General features: G+C 37.5%; 19 protein-coding genes, 2 tRNA genes, 2 rRNA genes and 1 riboswitch (1 of these 24 cut by a window edge). Of the genes, 7 read left to right on the plus strand and 16 right to left on the minus strand.

What is annotated here, in order from left to right; all coding sequences use genetic code 11:
- Positions 1–9 precede the first annotated feature (9 nt).
- Genes AC3WVZ_RS25380 through AC3WVZ_RS25395 form a run of 4 tightly spaced genes read right to left on the minus strand, consistent with a single transcriptional unit; the run spans position 10 to position 1,454 of the window.
- Positions 10–774, minus strand: coding sequence for a Rha family transcriptional regulator (locus AC3WVZ_RS25380; RefSeq protein WP_233935591.1), 765 nt, complete (start codon positions 772–774; stop codon positions 10–12).
- Positions 775–788: 14 nt separating this feature from the next.
- A complete protein-coding gene (locus AC3WVZ_RS25385) occupies positions 789–944 on the minus strand; it encodes a DUF6906 family protein (RefSeq protein ID WP_233935592.1) in 156 nt (51 codons plus the stop codon).
- Between the two features lie 53 nt (positions 945–997).
- Complete coding sequence (locus AC3WVZ_RS25390) at positions 998–1,186, minus strand: hypothetical protein (protein ID WP_233935593.1); 189 nt, start codon at positions 1,184–1,186, stop codon at positions 998–1,000.
- Positions 1,187–1,199: 13 nt separating this feature from the next.
- Entirely contained in the window at positions 1,200–1,454 is a 255-nt protein-coding gene (locus AC3WVZ_RS25395; protein WP_233935594.1) for a DUF739 family protein, read from the minus strand.
- Between the two features lie 184 nt (positions 1,455–1,638).
- Here AC3WVZ_RS25395 and AC3WVZ_RS25400 point away from each other — a divergent pair, with 184 nt between their 5' ends.
- The 4 genes from AC3WVZ_RS25400 to AC3WVZ_RS25415 are packed head-to-tail and all read left to right on the plus strand — an operon-like array spanning position 1,639 to position 3,657.
- Complete coding sequence (locus AC3WVZ_RS25400; RefSeq protein WP_233935595.1) at positions 1,639–2,118, plus strand: helix-turn-helix domain-containing protein; 480 nt, start codon at positions 1,639–1,641, stop codon at positions 2,116–2,118.
- A 13-nt stretch (positions 2,119–2,131) separates the two neighbouring features.
- Positions 2,132–2,302: a hypothetical protein gene (locus tag AC3WVZ_RS25405; protein ID WP_425594295.1), complete on the plus strand. Its 171-nt coding sequence runs from the start codon at positions 2,132–2,134 to the stop codon at positions 2,300–2,302.
- 12 nt (positions 2,303–2,314) lie between these two features.
- Positions 2,315–2,563 carry an ImmA/IrrE family metallo-endopeptidase gene (locus AC3WVZ_RS25410; protein WP_425594296.1) on the plus strand — a complete coding sequence of 83 codons (249 nt, stop codon included), beginning with the start codon at positions 2,315–2,317 and terminating at the stop codon, positions 2,561–2,563.
- 26 nt (positions 2,564–2,589) lie between these two features.
- Complete coding sequence (locus AC3WVZ_RS25415; protein WP_233935597.1) at positions 2,590–3,657, plus strand: tyrosine-type recombinase/integrase; 1,068 nt, start codon at positions 2,590–2,592, stop codon at positions 3,655–3,657.
- 65 nt (positions 3,658–3,722) lie between these two features.
- Here AC3WVZ_RS25415 and guaA read toward each other — a convergent pair whose 3' ends face one another.
- The 3 genes from guaA to groES form a co-directional block, all read right to left on the minus strand.
- Entirely contained in the window at positions 3,723–5,261 is a 1,539-nt protein-coding gene (gene guaA / locus AC3WVZ_RS25420) for a glutamine-hydrolyzing GMP synthase (RefSeq protein ID WP_000743924.1), read from the minus strand.
- Between the two features lie 164 nt (positions 5,262–5,425).
- A riboswitch (purine riboswitch) is annotated at positions 5,426–5,527 on the minus strand.
- A 140-nt stretch (positions 5,528–5,667) separates the two neighbouring features.
- Positions 5,668–7,311 (minus strand): chaperonin GroEL, encoded by a 1,644-nt coding sequence (gene groL / locus AC3WVZ_RS25425; protein WP_006920745.1) that lies wholly within the window; start codon positions 7,309–7,311, stop codon positions 5,668–5,670.
- Positions 7,312–7,349: 38 nt separating this feature from the next.
- The gene (gene groES, locus AC3WVZ_RS25430; protein ID WP_000917311.1) at positions 7,350–7,634 is read right to left on the minus strand and encodes a co-chaperone GroES; all 285 of its coding nucleotides are present in this window, start codon (positions 7,632–7,634) and stop codon (positions 7,350–7,352) included.
- Between the two features lie 389 nt (positions 7,635–8,023).
- Between groES and AC3WVZ_RS25435 the strand changes: the two genes are divergently transcribed.
- Positions 8,024–8,773 carry a CPBP family intramembrane glutamic endopeptidase gene (locus AC3WVZ_RS25435; protein ID WP_000745314.1) on the plus strand — a complete coding sequence of 250 codons (750 nt, stop codon included), beginning with the start codon at positions 8,024–8,026 and terminating at the stop codon, positions 8,771–8,773.
- Entirely contained in the window at positions 8,770–8,961 is a 192-nt protein-coding gene (locus tag AC3WVZ_RS25440; RefSeq protein WP_001246201.1) for a YdiK family protein, read from the plus strand. Before AC3WVZ_RS25435 ends, AC3WVZ_RS25440 begins: the two co-directional genes overlap by 4 nt.
- A gap of 29 nt (positions 8,962–8,990) precedes the next feature.
- On the opposite strand, the gene AC3WVZ_RS25445 is transcribed toward AC3WVZ_RS25440, so the two are convergent.
- Entirely contained in the window at positions 8,991–9,620 is a 630-nt protein-coding gene (locus tag AC3WVZ_RS25445; protein ID WP_000372699.1) for a redox-sensing transcriptional repressor Rex, read from the minus strand.
- A 187-nt stretch (positions 9,621–9,807) separates the two neighbouring features.
- Here AC3WVZ_RS25445 and AC3WVZ_RS25450 point away from each other — a divergent pair, with 187 nt between their 5' ends.
- Positions 9,808–11,733: an ABC-F family ATP-binding cassette domain-containing protein gene (locus tag AC3WVZ_RS25450; RefSeq protein ID WP_208105341.1), complete on the plus strand. Its 1,926-nt coding sequence runs from the start codon at positions 9,808–9,810 to the stop codon at positions 11,731–11,733.
- 480 nt (positions 11,734–12,213) lie between these two features.
- Here the strand turns inward: AC3WVZ_RS25450 and tsaD are convergent, their stop codons facing one another.
- The 8 genes from tsaD to AC3WVZ_RS25490 form a co-directional block, all read right to left on the minus strand.
- A complete protein-coding gene (gene tsaD / locus AC3WVZ_RS25455; protein ID WP_000414585.1) occupies positions 12,214–13,230 on the minus strand; it encodes a tRNA (adenosine(37)-N6)-threonylcarbamoyltransferase complex transferase subunit TsaD in 1,017 nt (338 codons plus the stop codon).
- Complete coding sequence (rimI, locus tag AC3WVZ_RS25460) at positions 13,230–13,673, minus strand: ribosomal protein S18-alanine N-acetyltransferase (RefSeq protein WP_000367190.1); 444 nt, start codon at positions 13,671–13,673, stop codon at positions 13,230–13,232. The genes tsaD and rimI overlap by 1 nt, the downstream gene beginning before the upstream one ends.
- 13 nt (positions 13,674–13,686) lie before the next feature.
- Positions 13,687–14,379 (minus strand): tRNA (adenosine(37)-N6)-threonylcarbamoyltransferase complex dimerization subunit type 1 TsaB, encoded by a 693-nt coding sequence (gene tsaB, locus AC3WVZ_RS25465; RefSeq protein WP_233935599.1) that lies wholly within the window; start codon positions 14,377–14,379, stop codon positions 13,687–13,689.
- Positions 14,360–14,833 carry a tRNA (adenosine(37)-N6)-threonylcarbamoyltransferase complex ATPase subunit type 1 TsaE gene (gene tsaE / locus AC3WVZ_RS25470; RefSeq protein ID WP_000049642.1) on the minus strand — a complete coding sequence of 158 codons (474 nt, stop codon included), beginning with the start codon at positions 14,831–14,833 and terminating at the stop codon, positions 14,360–14,362. The genes tsaB and tsaE overlap by 20 nt, the downstream gene beginning before the upstream one ends.
- 174 nt (positions 14,834–15,007) lie before the next feature.
- Positions 15,008–15,083, minus strand: a tRNA-Asp gene (locus AC3WVZ_RS25475).
- A 3-nt stretch (positions 15,084–15,086) separates the two neighbouring features.
- Positions 15,087–15,163, minus strand: a tRNA-Met gene (locus AC3WVZ_RS25480).
- Positions 15,164–15,175: 12 nt separating this feature from the next.
- A 5S ribosomal RNA gene (gene rrf / locus AC3WVZ_RS25485) occupies positions 15,176–15,291 on the minus strand.
- A gap of 50 nt (positions 15,292–15,341) precedes the next feature.
- A 23S ribosomal RNA gene (locus AC3WVZ_RS25490) occupies positions 15,342–16,792 on the minus strand (it continues 1,471 nt past the right edge of the window).

The following is a 16,792-nucleotide window of genomic DNA, read 5'->3' on the forward strand; positions in this document are numbered from 1 at the left end:
TTGCTCCTCCTACTGAACTTCCGCCATATTTATTTGTGCATTTGTAGCTGTAATTTCTTCTTCTAAAATGATTGGAAGTGAATATTCTTCATGAATGATTTGAATCGCTCTATCTAAATGATGACGTTTAATAGCTTTATAACTACTAATTCCAAACTCTCTATGTAATTGACTATAAATATCGCTATACACTTTTTTTCTAAGGCTAACATCCCGATAAGCATTAGATTCCTTACCACCTAATAGAAGAACACCTAACTTTCTTACAACTTTTGATACTTCATCACATTCGATAGCATATAAAGGGGCGTTTTCTCGTAAATCCTTCACATCTGATTTAATATCTTGGATTTCTTGTTTTTGACCTTCTAAAACATCAAATGTGAGTTTCAAAATACTCATCGGGTCTTTAGGAAGTTGTTGTTGATTTTGTATGTGTTGTTTCATTCGTTTAAACTCTTCTATAAACTTAATTTTCATTCGAACAGCTTCTTTTGTATTGTAACTCATTGCAACCAACGTGAAAGCTTCTTCCGTCATGTCAATTTTAGGATAATAACGTCCTCTGTTCTCATAAGTTCGCTCCGCAAAATTGCTTAGCGAAAATTCATCACCTGCATAATCCATTTGTTTTCTAATATCTCTTAGTACATCAGCGTGATTTTTACAAAACACCTCAGCAATCATTAAACTATCTGTAACAATTTTCCCGTTGCTTTCAAATACTAATTCACTATGCACAACTTTTTCGTTTACTACTGTTAATTGATCCATATTACTTTCCTCCTCTATAAACTTGAAATTACTTTAGTTTTATTTGTATAACGATGTACCAAATGTAATTCATTATTTACCTTTTTGAAGATTAACCAACTATCAGGATTTAAATTATATGATTTGATATGTATTTTCTCTCGTTTGGTTGGTTTTTTACCGTTTTTCAATTAATTCACCTCCTATGGATCTACAACATCAAGACTAATTTCACTTAACTAGCTCACCTTGATTCATCCTTATTTTTAGGTATTTTTGTTCTTTCGTGAAAATACTCTACTGGAACTCGTCCAGCTACCGTGATATACCCTTTTTCTTTTAGTTCATCGTTAAGCTTTTTAATAATTTCTCGCGCTTTTGTCTCCTTCACACTAAATAAATCCATGACATGTTCATATCTATAGACATCCATCAACCACACCTCATTAAGTAATACCGTAAGTTACGAAACGCAACATGCGAGGAAAAAAAATTCGAATTACCTCATTTGGTTCTATTTTTAACTCATTTACAATTTTATTCACTTCTTCTGTATCAAACACTGAGTAACCATTGATCTTATCATTCAAGGTAGTTGGACTTATATCTAATGCTTCAGCTAATTTCCTATAACTAGAATTCTTTTCTCTTATTTTCCCTTTTAATGCTTTTAATTCTGGATACTTACGTCTTTTGTTCATATAATCACCCCTCCCTTTTTTATAAATCACCGCTCTTGTTACGTTTCGCAACACATCCATAGAATACTCCTAAAAAAAATAACTGTCAATACGTTTCGTAACATTTTTATCAATTCCCCCTCCGTTGTTGTTGCGTTTTGTAACAAACTTGTTTATACTATCGAAAAAGGAGGTTGTTACGTAAATGGAACAAAAACAACTTTTAAATAAAGAAATATTCCCTATCAGATTAAAAGAAATCATGTTTGAGAATGACCAAACAATTTATACTCTTTCGGAAAGGATTAATCTTTCGGCAGCCACCGTATCCCGATATTGTAGTGGTAAAATGGCACCAAAACTAACTACTATAGAAGTTATAGCAAAACAATTTGGTATAAACCCTACTTGGTTAATGGGTTATGATGTAGACAAATTTATCAGGAAAACTCAACCAGGCCAAAAATATTATCAAATAACTGAAAAAGACAAAAAAGACATTGCTAAACAATTAGAAAAAATGTTAGAGGGGTTAGGGGATGACAAAAATGGTTTTGCCGCTTTCGATGGCGAACCACTTGATGAAGCTACAAAGATGGTATTAAAAGATTCACTTGAACGTTCGATGCTTTTAGCACGAGAAATAGCTAAGAAGAAATTTACTCCTAAAAAATTCAGGAATTAGGGAGGACTTGGGATTGAAGAATAACATAAAACAACATGCACTAGATCTAGCAAAAGAACACGGCACAAACAATCCATTTAAAATAGCTAAAGAAAGAAACATCGAATTAATATTTGAAGATTTACAACATATTTATGGCTACTATCATTACTGTCGACGTGTTCAACTTATTCATATCAATTAAGAATTTATCCAAATGTATGTCTGCGCCCATGAATTAGGCCATGCTGTTAGACACACTAACGAAGATACCGCTTTTCTTAGTAGGAATACACTCTTTTCCACAGATAAATTAGAAATGGAAGCGAATACTTTTGCTGTTGAATTATTGTTGCCCGATAATGAAGTTTATAATTATCTCCGTTCTGGATACACCATAGAACAAATCGCAGGTGTTTATGGAATTCCTAAACAGTTCATGAAATATAAAACATTTGACTTTTAAACTTATGTGGAAGGAGTTATGAAAGGATGCCTATCTATAAAGACAAAGAAAGAGGAACATACTATGTAAAAATCGTTTATCGCGACTACGAAGGAAACAAAAAGCAGAAAAAAAAACGAGGTTTCAAAAAAAAGAACGATGCTGTCGCGTGGGAAAAAGAATTTCATAAAAAACATAACGAAAGTAGCGATATGAGTTTCTCTAGCCTAGTTGAATTATATATGGAAGATATAGTTCATCGCATTAGACCAAATACTTTCGAAAATAAAAAATATGTTATTAATTCAAGAATACTACCATTCTTTTCAAAAATTGCTATAAATGAAATCAAACCCATGCATATACGAAAGTGGCAAAACAACCTAATTTCTCAAGGATTTAGCCAAACATATCTAAAAACAATTAATAACCAATTAAATGCGATACTCAATTTCGCTGTAAAATTTTACGGACTATCTGTCAATCCCTCAAAGGTAGTTGGCGCTATAGGAAAGAAACAGGCTGATTCTATGAATTTTTGGACGTTAGAGGAATTCAATTTATTCTATGACCAATTAGACAAAGAAGAAAGTAAAGTTATATTCTCTATACTTTTTTGGACAGGAATTCGTTCAGGAGAGTTATTAGGACTGCAATGGAAAGATATAGATTTATTAAGTAACACAATTTCCATTACAAAATCACTCCAGAAGGTGAATGGTACAACTGTCATAAATCCTCCAAAAACACCAAAGAGTAAAAGAATTATTCACATTCCTTTAGCACTAAGTGAATTGATTATAAAATATAAAAACAAATTATACAAACCTAAGCATAACGATTTTCTATTTGATTGTTCTAAGTACTATGTGTTATATGAATTAAGAAGAGGAATAAAAAAAGCTAATATAAAAAAGATACGTGTGCACGATCTTAGACATTCACACGCATCTCTTCTAATTGAATTAGGTTATAGCCCATTATTAATATCAGAAAGGTTAGGTCATGAAAAAATTGAGACAACATTGCAAGTCTATTCTCATCTGTATCCAAACAAGCATGATGCTGTCGCAAAGAAGCTAAATAACTTAATGGAACAAAAAAGTTCCATATGAGTACCACGCTTCTAAAAATATCATTTAAAAGCGTGGTACTTCAATGTTCTTAGCTTTTTATAATACTATTCCCACTCAATAGTTGCTGGTGGCTTACTCGTTACATCATACACGATACGGTTAACGTGTTTTACTTCGTTTACGATACGTACAGAGATTTTCTCTAATACGTCCCAAGGGATACGTGCCCAGTCAGCTGTCATACCGTCGATAGATGTTACCGCACGGATACCTACTGTGTAATCGTAAGTACGCTCGTCACCCATAACACCTACGCTACGCATACCAGGAAGCGCAGTGAAGTATTGCCAGATTTCACGGTCTAAGCCCGCTTTAATAATTTCTTCACGTAAAATCGCATCAGATTCACGAACGATTTCTAATTTCTCTTCTGTGATTTCACCTAATACACGAATACCAAGACCCGGTCCTGGGAATGGTTGACGCCATACGATTTCATCAGGAATTCCTAATTCAGATCCTAATACACGTACTTCGTCTTTAAATAACGTGTTTAAAGGCTCAATTAATTTGAACTGCATGTCTTCTGGAAGTCCACCAACGTTATGGTGAGATTTAATTGTTTGCGCAGTTGCTGTACCACTCTCAACGATATCTGTGTAAAGTGTACCTTGCGCTAAGAAGTCCATACCTTGTAATTTTGACGCTTCATCATCAAATACGTAAATGAATTCGTTACCGATGATTTTACGTTTTTGTTCTGGATCTTCTACACCTTTTAACTTGTCCATGAAGCGGTCTCTTGCATCCACTTTAATAACGTTCATATGGAAGCCTTCGCTAAATGTTTTCATAACGCCTTCTGCTTCACCTTTACGAAGTAAACCGTGGTCAACGAAAATACATGTTAATTGATCACCAATTGCTTTATGAATTAATACTGCTACAACAGAAGAGTCTACACCGCCACTAAGTGCGCATAGTACTTTTTTGTCTCCAACAGTTTCACGAATCTTTTCTAATTCTACTTCAATAAAGTTCTCCATGTTCCATCCTTCAGAACAACCACATACACCGAATACGAAGTTTTTAATTAAATCGTTACCGTGCTCAGAGTGACGTACTTCTGGGTGGAATTGTACACCGTATAAGTTTTTCGCTTCATTGCTCATACCAGCAATTGGGCAAGACTCACTTGTTGCATCTACTACGAATCCTTCAGGTAAACCAGTTACTAAGTCGCCATGGCTCATCCATACAACTTGCTCTTCTGGAAGGTTCGCATATAATTTTGATTCGTTCTCTACTTTAAGAACAGCTTTTCCGTACTCACGGTGATTTGCACGCTCTACTTTACCACCGAATTGTTGCGTCATAAGCTGCATACCGTAACAAATACCGAAGATTGGTAAACCTAGTTCAAAGATTTTTTCATCACAATGTAATGCACCTTCACCGTATACGCTATTTGGCCCACCAGAGAAAATAATCCCTTTTGGATTCATTGCTTTAATTTCTTCTGCAGTAATTGTATGTGGATGAAGTTCACTGTATACACCGAACTCACGAATTCGACGTGCTATTAACTGATTGTATTGACTTCCAAAATCTAAAACGATAATTGTATCGTGTTGTTTCTTCAAAATAATCACCCCAACGTTAGTTCTCGTATATAAATATTTTCACCAATTTGGCGAAAAGCATTACCAATATAATAAAAAAAGCCAGTCCTCCGCCTCTAGTCTCATAACAAAGAAAAGGCAGGGGTCTGGCTTTATAAAGAAAGATAGTCTCCGCTCTTTATAAATATAAGACACACTGCCTTCATAGTCAGGTTGTTTACGGTAACCCGGTAGAGACTCTCAAACCATATCATTGAGGATATATGAAGGATCGTTTTATATTATCTTCCTAGATTCTAACAATGAAGTATCAATATGGTCAAGAGAGAAAGCGACAAAATTCTACAGAAATTCATTTCCTTTTCTAAAAAACATAAAAAAACATCCATTTCTATATAGAAATGGATGTTTTTTAGGACAAACGGAATTACATCATTCCGCCCATACCGCCCATGCCGCCCATGCCCATGCCGCCCATGTCAGGCATTGCTGGTGCATTTGGTTCTGGCTTGTCAGCTACTACAGCTTCAGTTGTTAAGAACATAGCTGCAACAGATGCTGCGTTTTGAAGTGCAGAACGAGTTACTTTAGCTGGATCTACGATACCAGACTCAAGCATGTTAACCCATTCGCCAGTAGCTGCGTTGAAACCAACGCCTACTTTTTCGCCTTTTAGACGCTCTACAACTACAGATCCTTCTAGACCAGCGTTGATTGCGATTTGACGAACTGGCTCTTCTAGTGCGCGAAGTACGATGTTGATACCTGTTGCTTCGTCGCCTTCAGCTACGATAGAAGCTACTTTTGTGTATACGTTCATAAGTGAAGTACCACCACCTGCAACGATACCTTCTTCTACTGCTGCACGAGTTGAGTTAAGTGCATCTTCAATGCGAAGTTTGCGCTCTTTTAACTCAGTTTCAGTTGCTGCACCTACTTTAATTACTGCTACGCCACCTGCTAGTTTAGCAAGACGCTCTTGTAATTTTTCGCGATCGAATTCAGAAGTTGTTTCTTCTAATTGCGCACGGATTTGACCGATGCGAGCTTCGATTTGTTCTGTGCTTCCTACACCTTCAACTACAGTTGTGTTTTCTTTTGTAACAACAACTTTACCAGCGCGTCCTAAAGATTCAACTGTAGCAGATTTTAAGTCACGGCCTAATTCTTCAGTGATCACTTCGCCACCAGTTAAGATTGCGATATCTTCTAGCATTGCTTTACGACGGTCACCAAATCCAGGAGCTTTAACAGCTACTACATTGAATGTACCACGAAGTTTGTTCACTACTAATGTAGCTAATGCTTCGCCTTCTACATCTTCAGCAATGATAAGAAGTGGTTTACCTTGTTGTACCACTTGCTCTAATACTGGTAAGATTTCTTGAATGTTAGAAATCTTTTTGTCAGTAATTAAGATATATGGGTTATCAAGAACTGCTTCCATTTTGTCAGAATCAGTAATCATGTAAGGAGATGCATAGCCACGATCAAATTGCATACCTTCTACTACGTCTAATTCTGTTGTAAATCCTTTAGACTCTTCTAAAGTAATAACGCCGTCGTTACCAACGCGCTCCATTGCTTCAGCGATTAATTGACCTACTTCTTCGTCAGCTGCAGAAATAGCAGCTACTTGTGCGATAGAAGATTTGCCTTCGATTGGTTTAGAAATCGTTTTTAATTCTTCAATTGCAGCAGTAACAGCTTTTTCGATACCTTTACGAAGACCCATTGGGTTCGCACCAGCTGTTACGTTTTTAAGACCTTCACGAATCATAGCTTGCGCTAATACAGTTGCAGTTGTTGTTCCGTCACCAGCTACGTCATTTGTTTTGCTAGCAACTTCTGCTACTAATTTCGCACCCATGTTTTCGAATGCATCTTCTAATTCGATTTCTTTTGCGATTGTTACACCATCATTTGTAATAAGTGGTGAACCAAATTTTTTCTCAAGTACAACGTTACGACCTTTTGGTCCAAGCGTAACTTTTACTGCGTTTGCAAGAGTGTCGACACCGCGAAGCATCGAACGACGTGCTTCTTCACTAAATTTAATATCTTTTGCCATAATAATTGACCCCCTTGGATTTTTTAAGATTTATATAATTAACCGATAACTGCTAAAATGTCACTTTCACGTAAAATCAAGTAGTCTGTACCTTCATATTTCACTTCAGTACCTGCATATTTTGAGAAGATGATAAGATCACCTGCTGCTACCTCTAAAGCAACACGCTCACCATTCTCAAGCACTCGACCAGTACCTACTGCAACAACTTTACCCTCTTGTGGTTTTTCTTTTGCAGTATCTGGTAATACGATACCACTTGCTGTTTTTTCTTCTGCTTGAACAAGCTCAATTACAACGCGATCACCTAATGGCTTTAGCATGAACAATAACCTCCTCATTTTGTTATGTAAATTTCTTTTATTAGCACCCAAGTCATCCGAGTGCTAACACACTTATAATAATAAATAATCTCAATTTCTTTTGCAAGTAAAAAAATCATAATTTTTTCGCAAATCACTATATAAACTTTCTATATACAATACTGCCTTTACTATATGAATCGTTGTTTCCACTGCTCGTATGTTACAATATGAAAGGACACCCTAAGTTGTTTTCGCTACACATACAACTTTCTCCTGTCTTCTATTATAATTTCAAATAAGGATTTACGAAAAAAACATAATTCAAGAGGTTTATATCGTAGGTAGCATATTTACATGTTATCCTAACTTATCTCATACACTATAGTTAGAAAGGATGGTTAAACCATTTGAAGAAACAATACTGGTGGATTATCATTACATACATTTTAATGCAGTTATCTGGCGTTGTTGGATTACCACTTCTCCTAAAAACAGGACTCTATGATAATAGAGGATTTACCATTGAAGAAAAAGGACAAATCATAACGGGACACTGGGCAATCATTAGCTTCTTTATTGCATTATGTATCGTGCTTTGGTTACTTAGAACAGATATTCGTGACAGGCATTTAGATCCAATGCGCTCTTCTGTTCCAGCTACTATTGGATGGATTTTTATCGGGTTCTTCTTAGCAATCATCTCACAATCCATTGCAGGTATGATTGAAATGTATGTATTTGGGGTTCCACGTGGATCTGAGAATACAGACAGACTGATGGACATCGCAAGAACGATACCTTGGTTCCTTATTGTTGTATCTATAATTGGACCTATCTTAGAAGAAATCGTATTTAGAAAAATTCTATTCGGCACGCTTTATAAGAAGTTTAACTTCTTTATCGCAGCTATCATTAGTTCGCTTGTATTCGCAACAATTCATTTTGATTTTACTCACTTATTGGTATACACTGCTATGGGGCTCGTATTCGCCTTCTTATATGTGAAGACGAAACGTATTATCGTTCCGATTGCAGCTCATGTTGCGATGAATACATTAGTCGCTATTGGGCAAATTTTTATGAGCAATGAACAAATTCAAGAAATGATTAAAGAAGCTGAAAAAATGCAAGGCTTTATCGGAGGATTTTTTGTATGAGAAACTCACCATTGTTCATGGCTGCACTATACTTCCTTCTTGGATGTATCTTTACACGCTTCGCCATTACGAACGTGACAGATACAATCTGGAATATGTGGACAATACTATTTGCAGTTATGGCAACAATTGATTTTAATTTGGCACTTCGCCTTATATTAGTTAAATTCACAAAGAAGAAACAATAATAAAACGCAGAGGTCGCTTCCTCTGCGTTTTATTGTGGATAGTTTTTCAAAAAGTAAACTAATGTTTGTAACTCTACAGCTAAGTCAATATGATGAATTCTAATATTCTCTGATACGTTTAATCGCGCTGGTGTGAAATTCAAAATACCGTGCACGCTTGTTTCAGCTAATCTATCTGCTACAGCTTGTGCTACTGTAGCCGGTACTGTTAATATTGCCACTTGTATATCATTTGATAATCTCTCTTCTAATTCATCTAAATGATATACAGGAATGCCCCCGATTTCTGTTCCAACTTTCTCTTCACTAACATCAAATGCCATTTCAATTTTTGTATTATTGTTTTTCGTGAAATTATAATGTAAGAAAGCGGTCCCTAAATTACCTACTCCAATAAGTGCTACACGTGTTATATCATCTTGATCAAGTGTTTCGCGGAAAAATGATAATAAATAATTTACGTTATATCCATATCCCTTTTTCCCTAACGCTCCAAAATACGAAAAATCTCTTCGTATTGTTGCGGAATCTACTTTTACTGCCTCACTCAATTCGGCCGATGAAACACGCTGCTTACCAGAAAGAGATAAGTTTTGGATAAATCGATAGTATAGAGGCAATCTTTTAGCAGTGGCTTGTGGAATCTTTTGCTGATCCATATGACCTCTCCTCTCTTCCTATCTTTATTCATATACTTTAATCAAATACAGAAGTTTAGCACTCATTAAATTCCTTGTATAATAAAGAGAAGAAGTATTCTCTCTTTATTTTAAACTATACACTATTTTTAGTATGATTGAGAAATATAAACATGGCAAAGTTAAGAAATTATTTGAGGTGAAAACATTGATTTTATTACAAGTAAACGCGCTTTCGAAATTATACGGTGCAGAAACGATTCTTGCAAACATAAAATTGGAAGTACAAACAAAAGATCGTATCGCATTAGTTGGAAGGAATGGAGCAGGAAAATCTACATTATTAAAAATTATCGCTGGTGAATTATCTCATGATGGTGGCGAAATTATAAAACCGAAAGATGTCTCAATCGGATATTTAGCTCAAAATACTGGACTAGAAACGTCTTTAACAATTTGGGATGAAATGCTAACCGTCTTTACCCACTTACAGCAAATGGAGACAAAACTTCGAAGGCTTGAGCAAGAAATGGGAAAAGAAGAAAACTTTTCAAACGAAGCTACATATGAAAGATTGTTAGCTGATTATGACCAACTACAACTCAATTATAAAGATCAAGGTGGATATCAATATGAAGCGGATATTCGCTCCATTTTAAGCGGCCTTGGCTTCCCAGTTGAAACGCACCAGACGACGATCTCTACTTTAAGCGGCGGGCAAAAAACAAGATTAGCTCTCGGGAAATTATTATTAACAAAACCAGACTTACTTATTTTGGACGAGCCTACAAACCATTTAGACATCGAAACATTAACATGGCTTGAGCAATATTTGCAAGGTTATCCTGGCGCAATATTAATCGTCTCACATGACCGTTATTTCTTAGACAAACTCGTTACACAAGTATATGAAATTTCGAATAAAGAAAGCAGACGATTTGTTGGTAACTACAGTAAATATTTAGACTTAAAATCAGCATTATATGAGCAAGAAATGAAACGTTACGAAAAACAACAAGATGAAATCGCAAAACTTGAGGACTTCGTTCAAAAGAATATAGCTCGCGCTTCTACAACGAAACGTGCTCAAAGTCGCCGTAAACAACTAGACAGAATGGAATTATTAACGAGACCATTAGGGGATTCTAAGTCAGCATCATTCCACTTCGATATTGAAAAACAAAGTGGAAATGATGTTTTACAAGTAAATGATGCAACCATCGGCTATGATGGAAACCCTATAATTGAACATGTAACTATGCGCTTAACTCGCGGAGATAGTGTTGCTTTAGTTGGTCCAAACGGAATTGGGAAATCCACATTGTTAAAATCCATTGTGAATAAGTTACCACTATTAAATGGTGATGTTTCTTTCGGATCAAATGTATCTGTTGGTTATTATGATCAAGAACAAGCAAACTTAACATCTTCTAAACGGGTTTTAAATGAACTATGGGATGAATATCCACTGCAACCGGAAAAAGAAATCCGTACTATACTTGGGAATTTTTTATTCACAGGAGATGATGTACTGAAACCAGTATCTTCCCTTAGTGGTGGACAAAAAGCTCGATTAGCTCTTGCAAAACTTATGATGCAAAAGTCAAATTTGTTAATTCTAGATGAGCCTACGAACCACCTTGATTTAAATAGTAAAGAGATTTTGGAGAATGCTTTAATTGATTACCCAGGGACTCTTCTATTCGTCTCACATGACCGCTACTTTATTAACCGTGTAACAACAACTGTGGTTGAGTTATCAACAGAAGGTGCACAGGAATATTTAGGGGATTACGATTACTACGTTGAAAAGAAAAATGAAATGATTGAACGTGCAGAACTTGAACAGCAAGAAAGTGACGTTCCTGTTCAAAAGGTGATTGCACAAGAGAAATTAAATTATTTAGAAGAAAAAGAGCGTAAAAAACTAGAGCGTCAACGCACTAGAAAAATTGAAGAGCTAGAACAAAGTATAGTGGAATTAGAAGAAGAAATTGCTACGTTAGAAGATCAACTTTGCTTACCAGAAATATATGCAGATTATGAAAAAGCTAGTGAAATTACAACTAAAAAGCAAACGCTACAAGAACAACTTGAAACTTGTATGGCAGAATGGGAAGAGCTGCATGTATAAGCATATTTAAATAAGGAAGATGTCTCATAAGTCAGGATTTTTGACTATGTGACATCTTTTTTTAGTACTTAAACAATTTTTTGAATATATCTATCGTAACTTAGAATATACTAACGATTTTTTAAATATATCTATTGTAACCCTATATATATTAACAATTCGACACGAAATATCTTTTTAACGACAAAGATTGACAATATTAGCATCTTCTATAATGGGGAGATGTTTCAAAATGTTTTTCGGGGATATCTTCTTGCTTTTTATTTCCCGAAAAAGAACAAATTCAAAGGTCTGACATCAACCTATTTATCCACAAGTTTATACACATATCCACCTTTATAAAATAAACATCAAAATAACTTTTCCACATTATCCACAGTCAGTAAAAAAGTTATCAACATTTTATATACACAATAAAACCCACATTATCAACAGATAATATGGGTTTTATCCACAACCTGTGGTTAATTATGTGTATAACTATGCTTCAATATCTAATCCTGGATTTGCATTTAAGGCTAATGTTGCACGCTTACCTTGTTCATAAGCAATTGTCCCTGCCGCTGCAATCATCGCTGCATTATCTGTGCATAAAGATAGCGGCGGAATAATTAATTCAATGTTTTCTTTTTGTGCAAATTCCTCTTCTAATCGCGCACGAAGTCCTTTATTAGCAGCTACTCCACCAGCAAGAAGTAATTGCTTTACATTATAAGCTTCTGCTGCACGAGCTGCTTTCGTTACAAGTACATCTATTACACTTTCTTGGAAACTTGCCGCTAAATCTTCTGGTGCAATTTCTATACCGCGCTGTTTTGCGTTATGCACAGTGTTGATAACTGCTGATTTCAATCCACTAAAGCTAAAATCATACGAATCCGGTTCTAGCCATGCACGAGGCAAATCAATTGTCGGTTCTCCTTCATGTGCAAGGCGATCAATATGAGGACCACCTGGATATGGCATAGATAACGTACGAGCTACTTTATCATATGCTTCTCCAGCTGCATCGTCTCGTGTTTCACCAATTACTTCGAATGAACCATGTTCTTTCATATAAACAAGTTCTGTATGCCCACCAGATACAACAAGTGATAATAACGGGAATTGAACTTCTTTTACTAAACGGTTCGCATAAATATGACCAGCAATATGATGAACACCGACTAACGGAATATCATGTGCAAACGCTACTGCCTTCGCTGCATTTACTCCAATTAGAAGTGCTCCTACTAAACCAGGACCTTCTGTTACAGCAATTGCATCAATATCATCGAATGTGATGTTTGCTTCCTTTAAAGCTTCTTCTAACACAACTGTAATTTCTTCTACATGATGACGGGATGCAATCTCTGGTACAACGCCGCCAAAACGTTTATGACTTTCAATTTGTGATGCAACGACATTCGCAATAATTTCCGTTCCATTTTTAACAACTGCTACTGCTGTTTCATCACAACTTGTTTCAATACCAAGTATAATCGTATTTTTTTCCATTATATATTCACCCACATTACGAGACCATCTTCCTGATTGTCTGCATAGTATCGTTTACGAATCCCACCATTTTGAAATCCGTATTTTCTGTATAACTGCTTTGCTACTTCATTTGATACACGTACTTCAAGTGTCATTGTTTTTACCCCTAGTTCTTTCGCTTCAGAAATAACTGCTTTCAATAGGGCATCTCCTAACTTTTGACCTCGGTATTCTGGCAAAATAGCTATATTTGTTATATGTGATTCATCAATAATTATCCACAATCCACAATACCCGACTACACGACCATCTTTTTCTAACACAATATAATGTGCATGTTCATTCATCGTTAATTCACGGTGAAAGGCATCTGCAGTCCAAGGAGTTGAAAAAGACGCTTCTTCAATAGCTACAATTTGAGCAATATCATCAAGCTCCATCTTTCTAAATATCATATCCATCTTCTGCAAGCTCCTACTTGTTTTGACTTTCTAACCACTTTGTTTCAGCTTCAGCTAAACGAAGATAGCTTGGAACAAACGTATGCACATCTTGTTCTTCTTTTTGTAATCCTAAGAATGCTAGCTCACTTGGTCTTGGGTTATTTTTAGTAAATGGAGCGAATACAGCTTGATCACCTAAATGTTCTATAATTGTTTCTTTATGCAATTTAACATCGTTACCGATAAATAAAACAGGCTGTCCTTTATCTTTTAACATTTGCAACCAGTCTACAATAAGAATAATTCGGTCTTCTTCTATTGAAGTTAACTGCTCTCCTTCATATGTATATAACCCAGTATAAATTTGCCCACGTCTTCCATCAAATAAAGGACAAATTAACCCGTTAAAGTTAGTACCGTTTGCAGCTACTACCTCTAAACTTGATACACCTACAATTGGTATTTGAAGTGACCAAGCTAATGTTTTCGCCGCTGTCACGCCTATACGAACACCTGTATAGGATCCAGGTCCAGCAGCTACAACGATTTTAGTTAATTCCTTCGGTTTTACGCCACACTCTTTTAACAGTTTCTCTACAGCTGGCATAAGACGTACAGAATGGTTTTTTGCTAAATTTGTAATGATTTCCCCAATTACGTTTCCTTCCTCAATAAGGGATACACCCATTACGTAATTTGAAGTATCAATTGCTAGTACTTTCATCTTGTAATAGCTCCTCACATAATCTAATATAGCGATCTCCAATTGGCTCGAGTATAATTTTTCTTGTGTCATCTCCAGCATGGAATAAACTAATTTGTAACTTTTCATTCGGTAAATATGCTTCTATTAAATGAGCCCATTCTACTACCGTAATTCCTTCACCGTAGAAATATTCATCAAAGCCTAAGTCCTCTTCACTTTCTGCTAAGCGATACACGTCCATATGATATAGCGGTAATCTTCCTTTATATTCTTTGATGATATTAAAGGTAGGACTATTTACAACTCTTTTCACTCCAAGACCTTTTGCTAGTCCCTTTGTAAAAGTCGTCTTACCAGCTCCAAGATCTCCTTCTAAAATAATTACGTCTTGTGCCTCTACGAGCTCACCTAGTTTTTCTGATAACCTTTGTGTTTCCTCAGAAGATTTTGTTGTTACTTCATATTTACTCACAGACTTCACCTACTTTACTCACAATGTTCTCTGCTCTTTATTATACAGGTTTTGAATATATAAAAAAGTCCTTAGGAGTTGTCCTAAGGATAGTTTGACTGTCTTTATTAGTTTTTTGTTAAAACAAATAAAAAAATACGAAACAACTTGTTTCGTTCTTTTCTTTATATGAAATGGCGGTCCCGACCGGGGTCGAACCGGCGATCTCCTGCGTGACAGGCAGGCATGTTAACCACTACACCACGGGACCATTTGGTTGCGGGGACAGGATTTGAACCTGCGACCTTCGGGTTATGAGCCCGACGAGCTACCGTGCTGCTCCACCCCGCGACAATATAAATAGCTTGGCGACGTCCTACTCTCACAGGGACAAGGTCCCAACTACCATCGGCGCTAGAGAGCTTAACTTCCGTGTTCGGTATGGGAACGGGTGTGACCTCTCTGCCATCATCACCAAACTATTGAAGGTATATTCCTTCAAAACTAGATAACATTTGCTACATATTATATGGTTAAGTCCTCGATCTATTAGTATTCGTCAGCTCCACATGTCACCATGCTTCCACCTCGAACCTATCAACCTGATCATCTTTCAGGGATCTTACTAGCTTACGCTATGGGAAATCTCATCTTGAGGGGGGCTTCATGCTTAGATGCTTTCAGCACTTATCCCTTCCGCACATAGCTACCCAGCTATGCCCTTGGCAGAACAACTGGTACACCAGCGGTGCGTCCATCCCGGTCCTCTCGTACTAAGGACAGCTCCTCTCAAATTTCCTACGCCCACGACGGATAGGGACCGAACTGTCTCACGACGTTCTGAACCCAGCTCGCGTACCGCTTTAATGGGCGAACAGCCCAACCCTTGGGACCGACTACAGCCCCAGGATGCGATGAGCCGACATCGAGGTGCCAAACCTCCCCGTCGATGTGGACTCTTGGGGGAGATAAGCCTGTTATCCCCGGGGTAGCTTTTATCCGTTGAGCGATGGCCCTTCCATGCGGAACCACCGGATCACTAAGCCCGACTTTCGTCCCTGCTCGACTTGTAGGTCTCGCAGTCAAGCTCCCTTATGCCTTTGCACTCTACGAATGATTTCCAACCATTCTGAGGGAACCTTTGGGCGCCTCCGTTACACTTTAGGAGGCGACCGCCCCAGTCAAACTGCCCACCTGACACTGTCTCCCGGGTCGATAAGACCCGTAGGTTAGAATTTCAATACAGTCAGGGCGGTATCCCACCAGCGCCTCCACCGAAGCTAGCGCTCCGGTTTCAATGGCTCCCGCCTATCCTGTACAAACTGTACCAAAATTCAATATCAGGCTACAGTAAAGCTCCACGGGGTCTTTCCGTCCTGTCGCGGGTAACCTGCATCTTCACAGGTACTATAATTTCACCGAGTCTCTGGTTGAGACAGTGCCCAAATCGTTACACCTTTCGTGCGGGTCGGAACTTACCCGACAAGGAATTTCGCTACCTTAGGACCGTTATAGTTACGGCCGCCGTTTACTGGGGCTTCAGTTCAGAGCTTCGCTTACGCTAACCCCTCTCCTTAACCTTCCAGCACCGGGCAGGTGTCACCCCCTATACTTCGCCTTACGGCTTCGCAGAGAGCTGTGTTTTTGCTAAACAGTCGCTTGGGCCTATTCACTGCGGCTTTCCGTTAAGAAAGCACCCCTTCTCCCGAAGTTACGGGGTCATTTTGCCGAGTTCCTTAACCAGAGTTCTCTCGCACACCTTAGGATTCTCTCCTCGCCTACCTGTGTCGGTTTGCGGTACAGGCACCTTTTATCTCGCTAGAAGCTTTTCTTGGCAGCGGGGAATCAAAGACTTCGCTCCATAAGGAGCTTCCCCATCACAGCTCAGCCTTTACGATAAGCGGATTTGCCTACTTATCAGCCTAACTGCTTGGACGTGCACAACCAATCGCACGCTTCTTCTATCCTTCTGCGTCCCTC

This window comes from Bacillus sp. CPT56D-587-MTF, assembly GCF_058792335.1.

Coding starts and splice junctions, on each gene's coding strand:
- AC3WVZ_RS25410 (WP_425594296.1), top strand. CDS start 2,315: ATGTATGTCTGCGCCCATGAATTAGGCCATGCTGTTAGACACACTAAC.
- AC3WVZ_RS25400 (WP_233935595.1), top strand. CDS start 1,639: ATGGAACAAAAACAACTTTTAAATAAAGAAATATTCCCTATCAGATTA.
- AC3WVZ_RS25445 (WP_000372699.1), bottom strand. CDS start 9,620: ATGGATCAGCAAAAGATTCCACAAGCCACTGCTAAAAGATTGCCTCTA.
- groES (WP_000917311.1), bottom strand. CDS start 7,634: ATGCTAAAGCCATTAGGTGATCGCGTTGTAATTGAGCTTGTTCAAGCA.
- AC3WVZ_RS25440 (WP_001246201.1), top strand. CDS start 8,770: ATGAGAAACTCACCATTGTTCATGGCTGCACTATACTTCCTTCTTGGA.
- tsaD (WP_000414585.1), bottom strand. CDS start 13,230: ATGGAAAAAAATACGATTATACTTGGTATTGAAACAAGTTGTGATGAA.
- AC3WVZ_RS25415 (WP_233935597.1), top strand. CDS start 2,590: ATGCCTATCTATAAAGACAAAGAAAGAGGAACATACTATGTAAAAATC.
- rimI (WP_000367190.1), bottom strand. CDS start 13,673: ATGGATATGATATTTAGAAAGATGGAGCTTGATGATATTGCTCAAATT.
- groL (WP_006920745.1), bottom strand. CDS start 7,311: ATGGCAAAAGATATTAAATTTAGTGAAGAAGCACGTCGTTCGATGCTT.
- AC3WVZ_RS25380 (WP_233935591.1), bottom strand. CDS start 774: ATGGATCAATTAACAGTAGTAAACGAAAAAGTTGTGCATAGTGAATTA.
- AC3WVZ_RS25395 (WP_233935594.1), bottom strand. CDS start 1,454: ATGAACAAAAGACGTAAGTATCCAGAATTAAAAGCATTAAAAGGGAAA.
- AC3WVZ_RS25390 (WP_233935593.1), bottom strand. CDS start 1,186: ATGGATGTCTATAGATATGAACATGTCATGGATTTATTTAGTGTGAAG.
- tsaB (WP_233935599.1), bottom strand. CDS start 14,379: ATGAAAGTACTAGCAATTGATACTTCAAATTACGTAATGGGTGTATCC.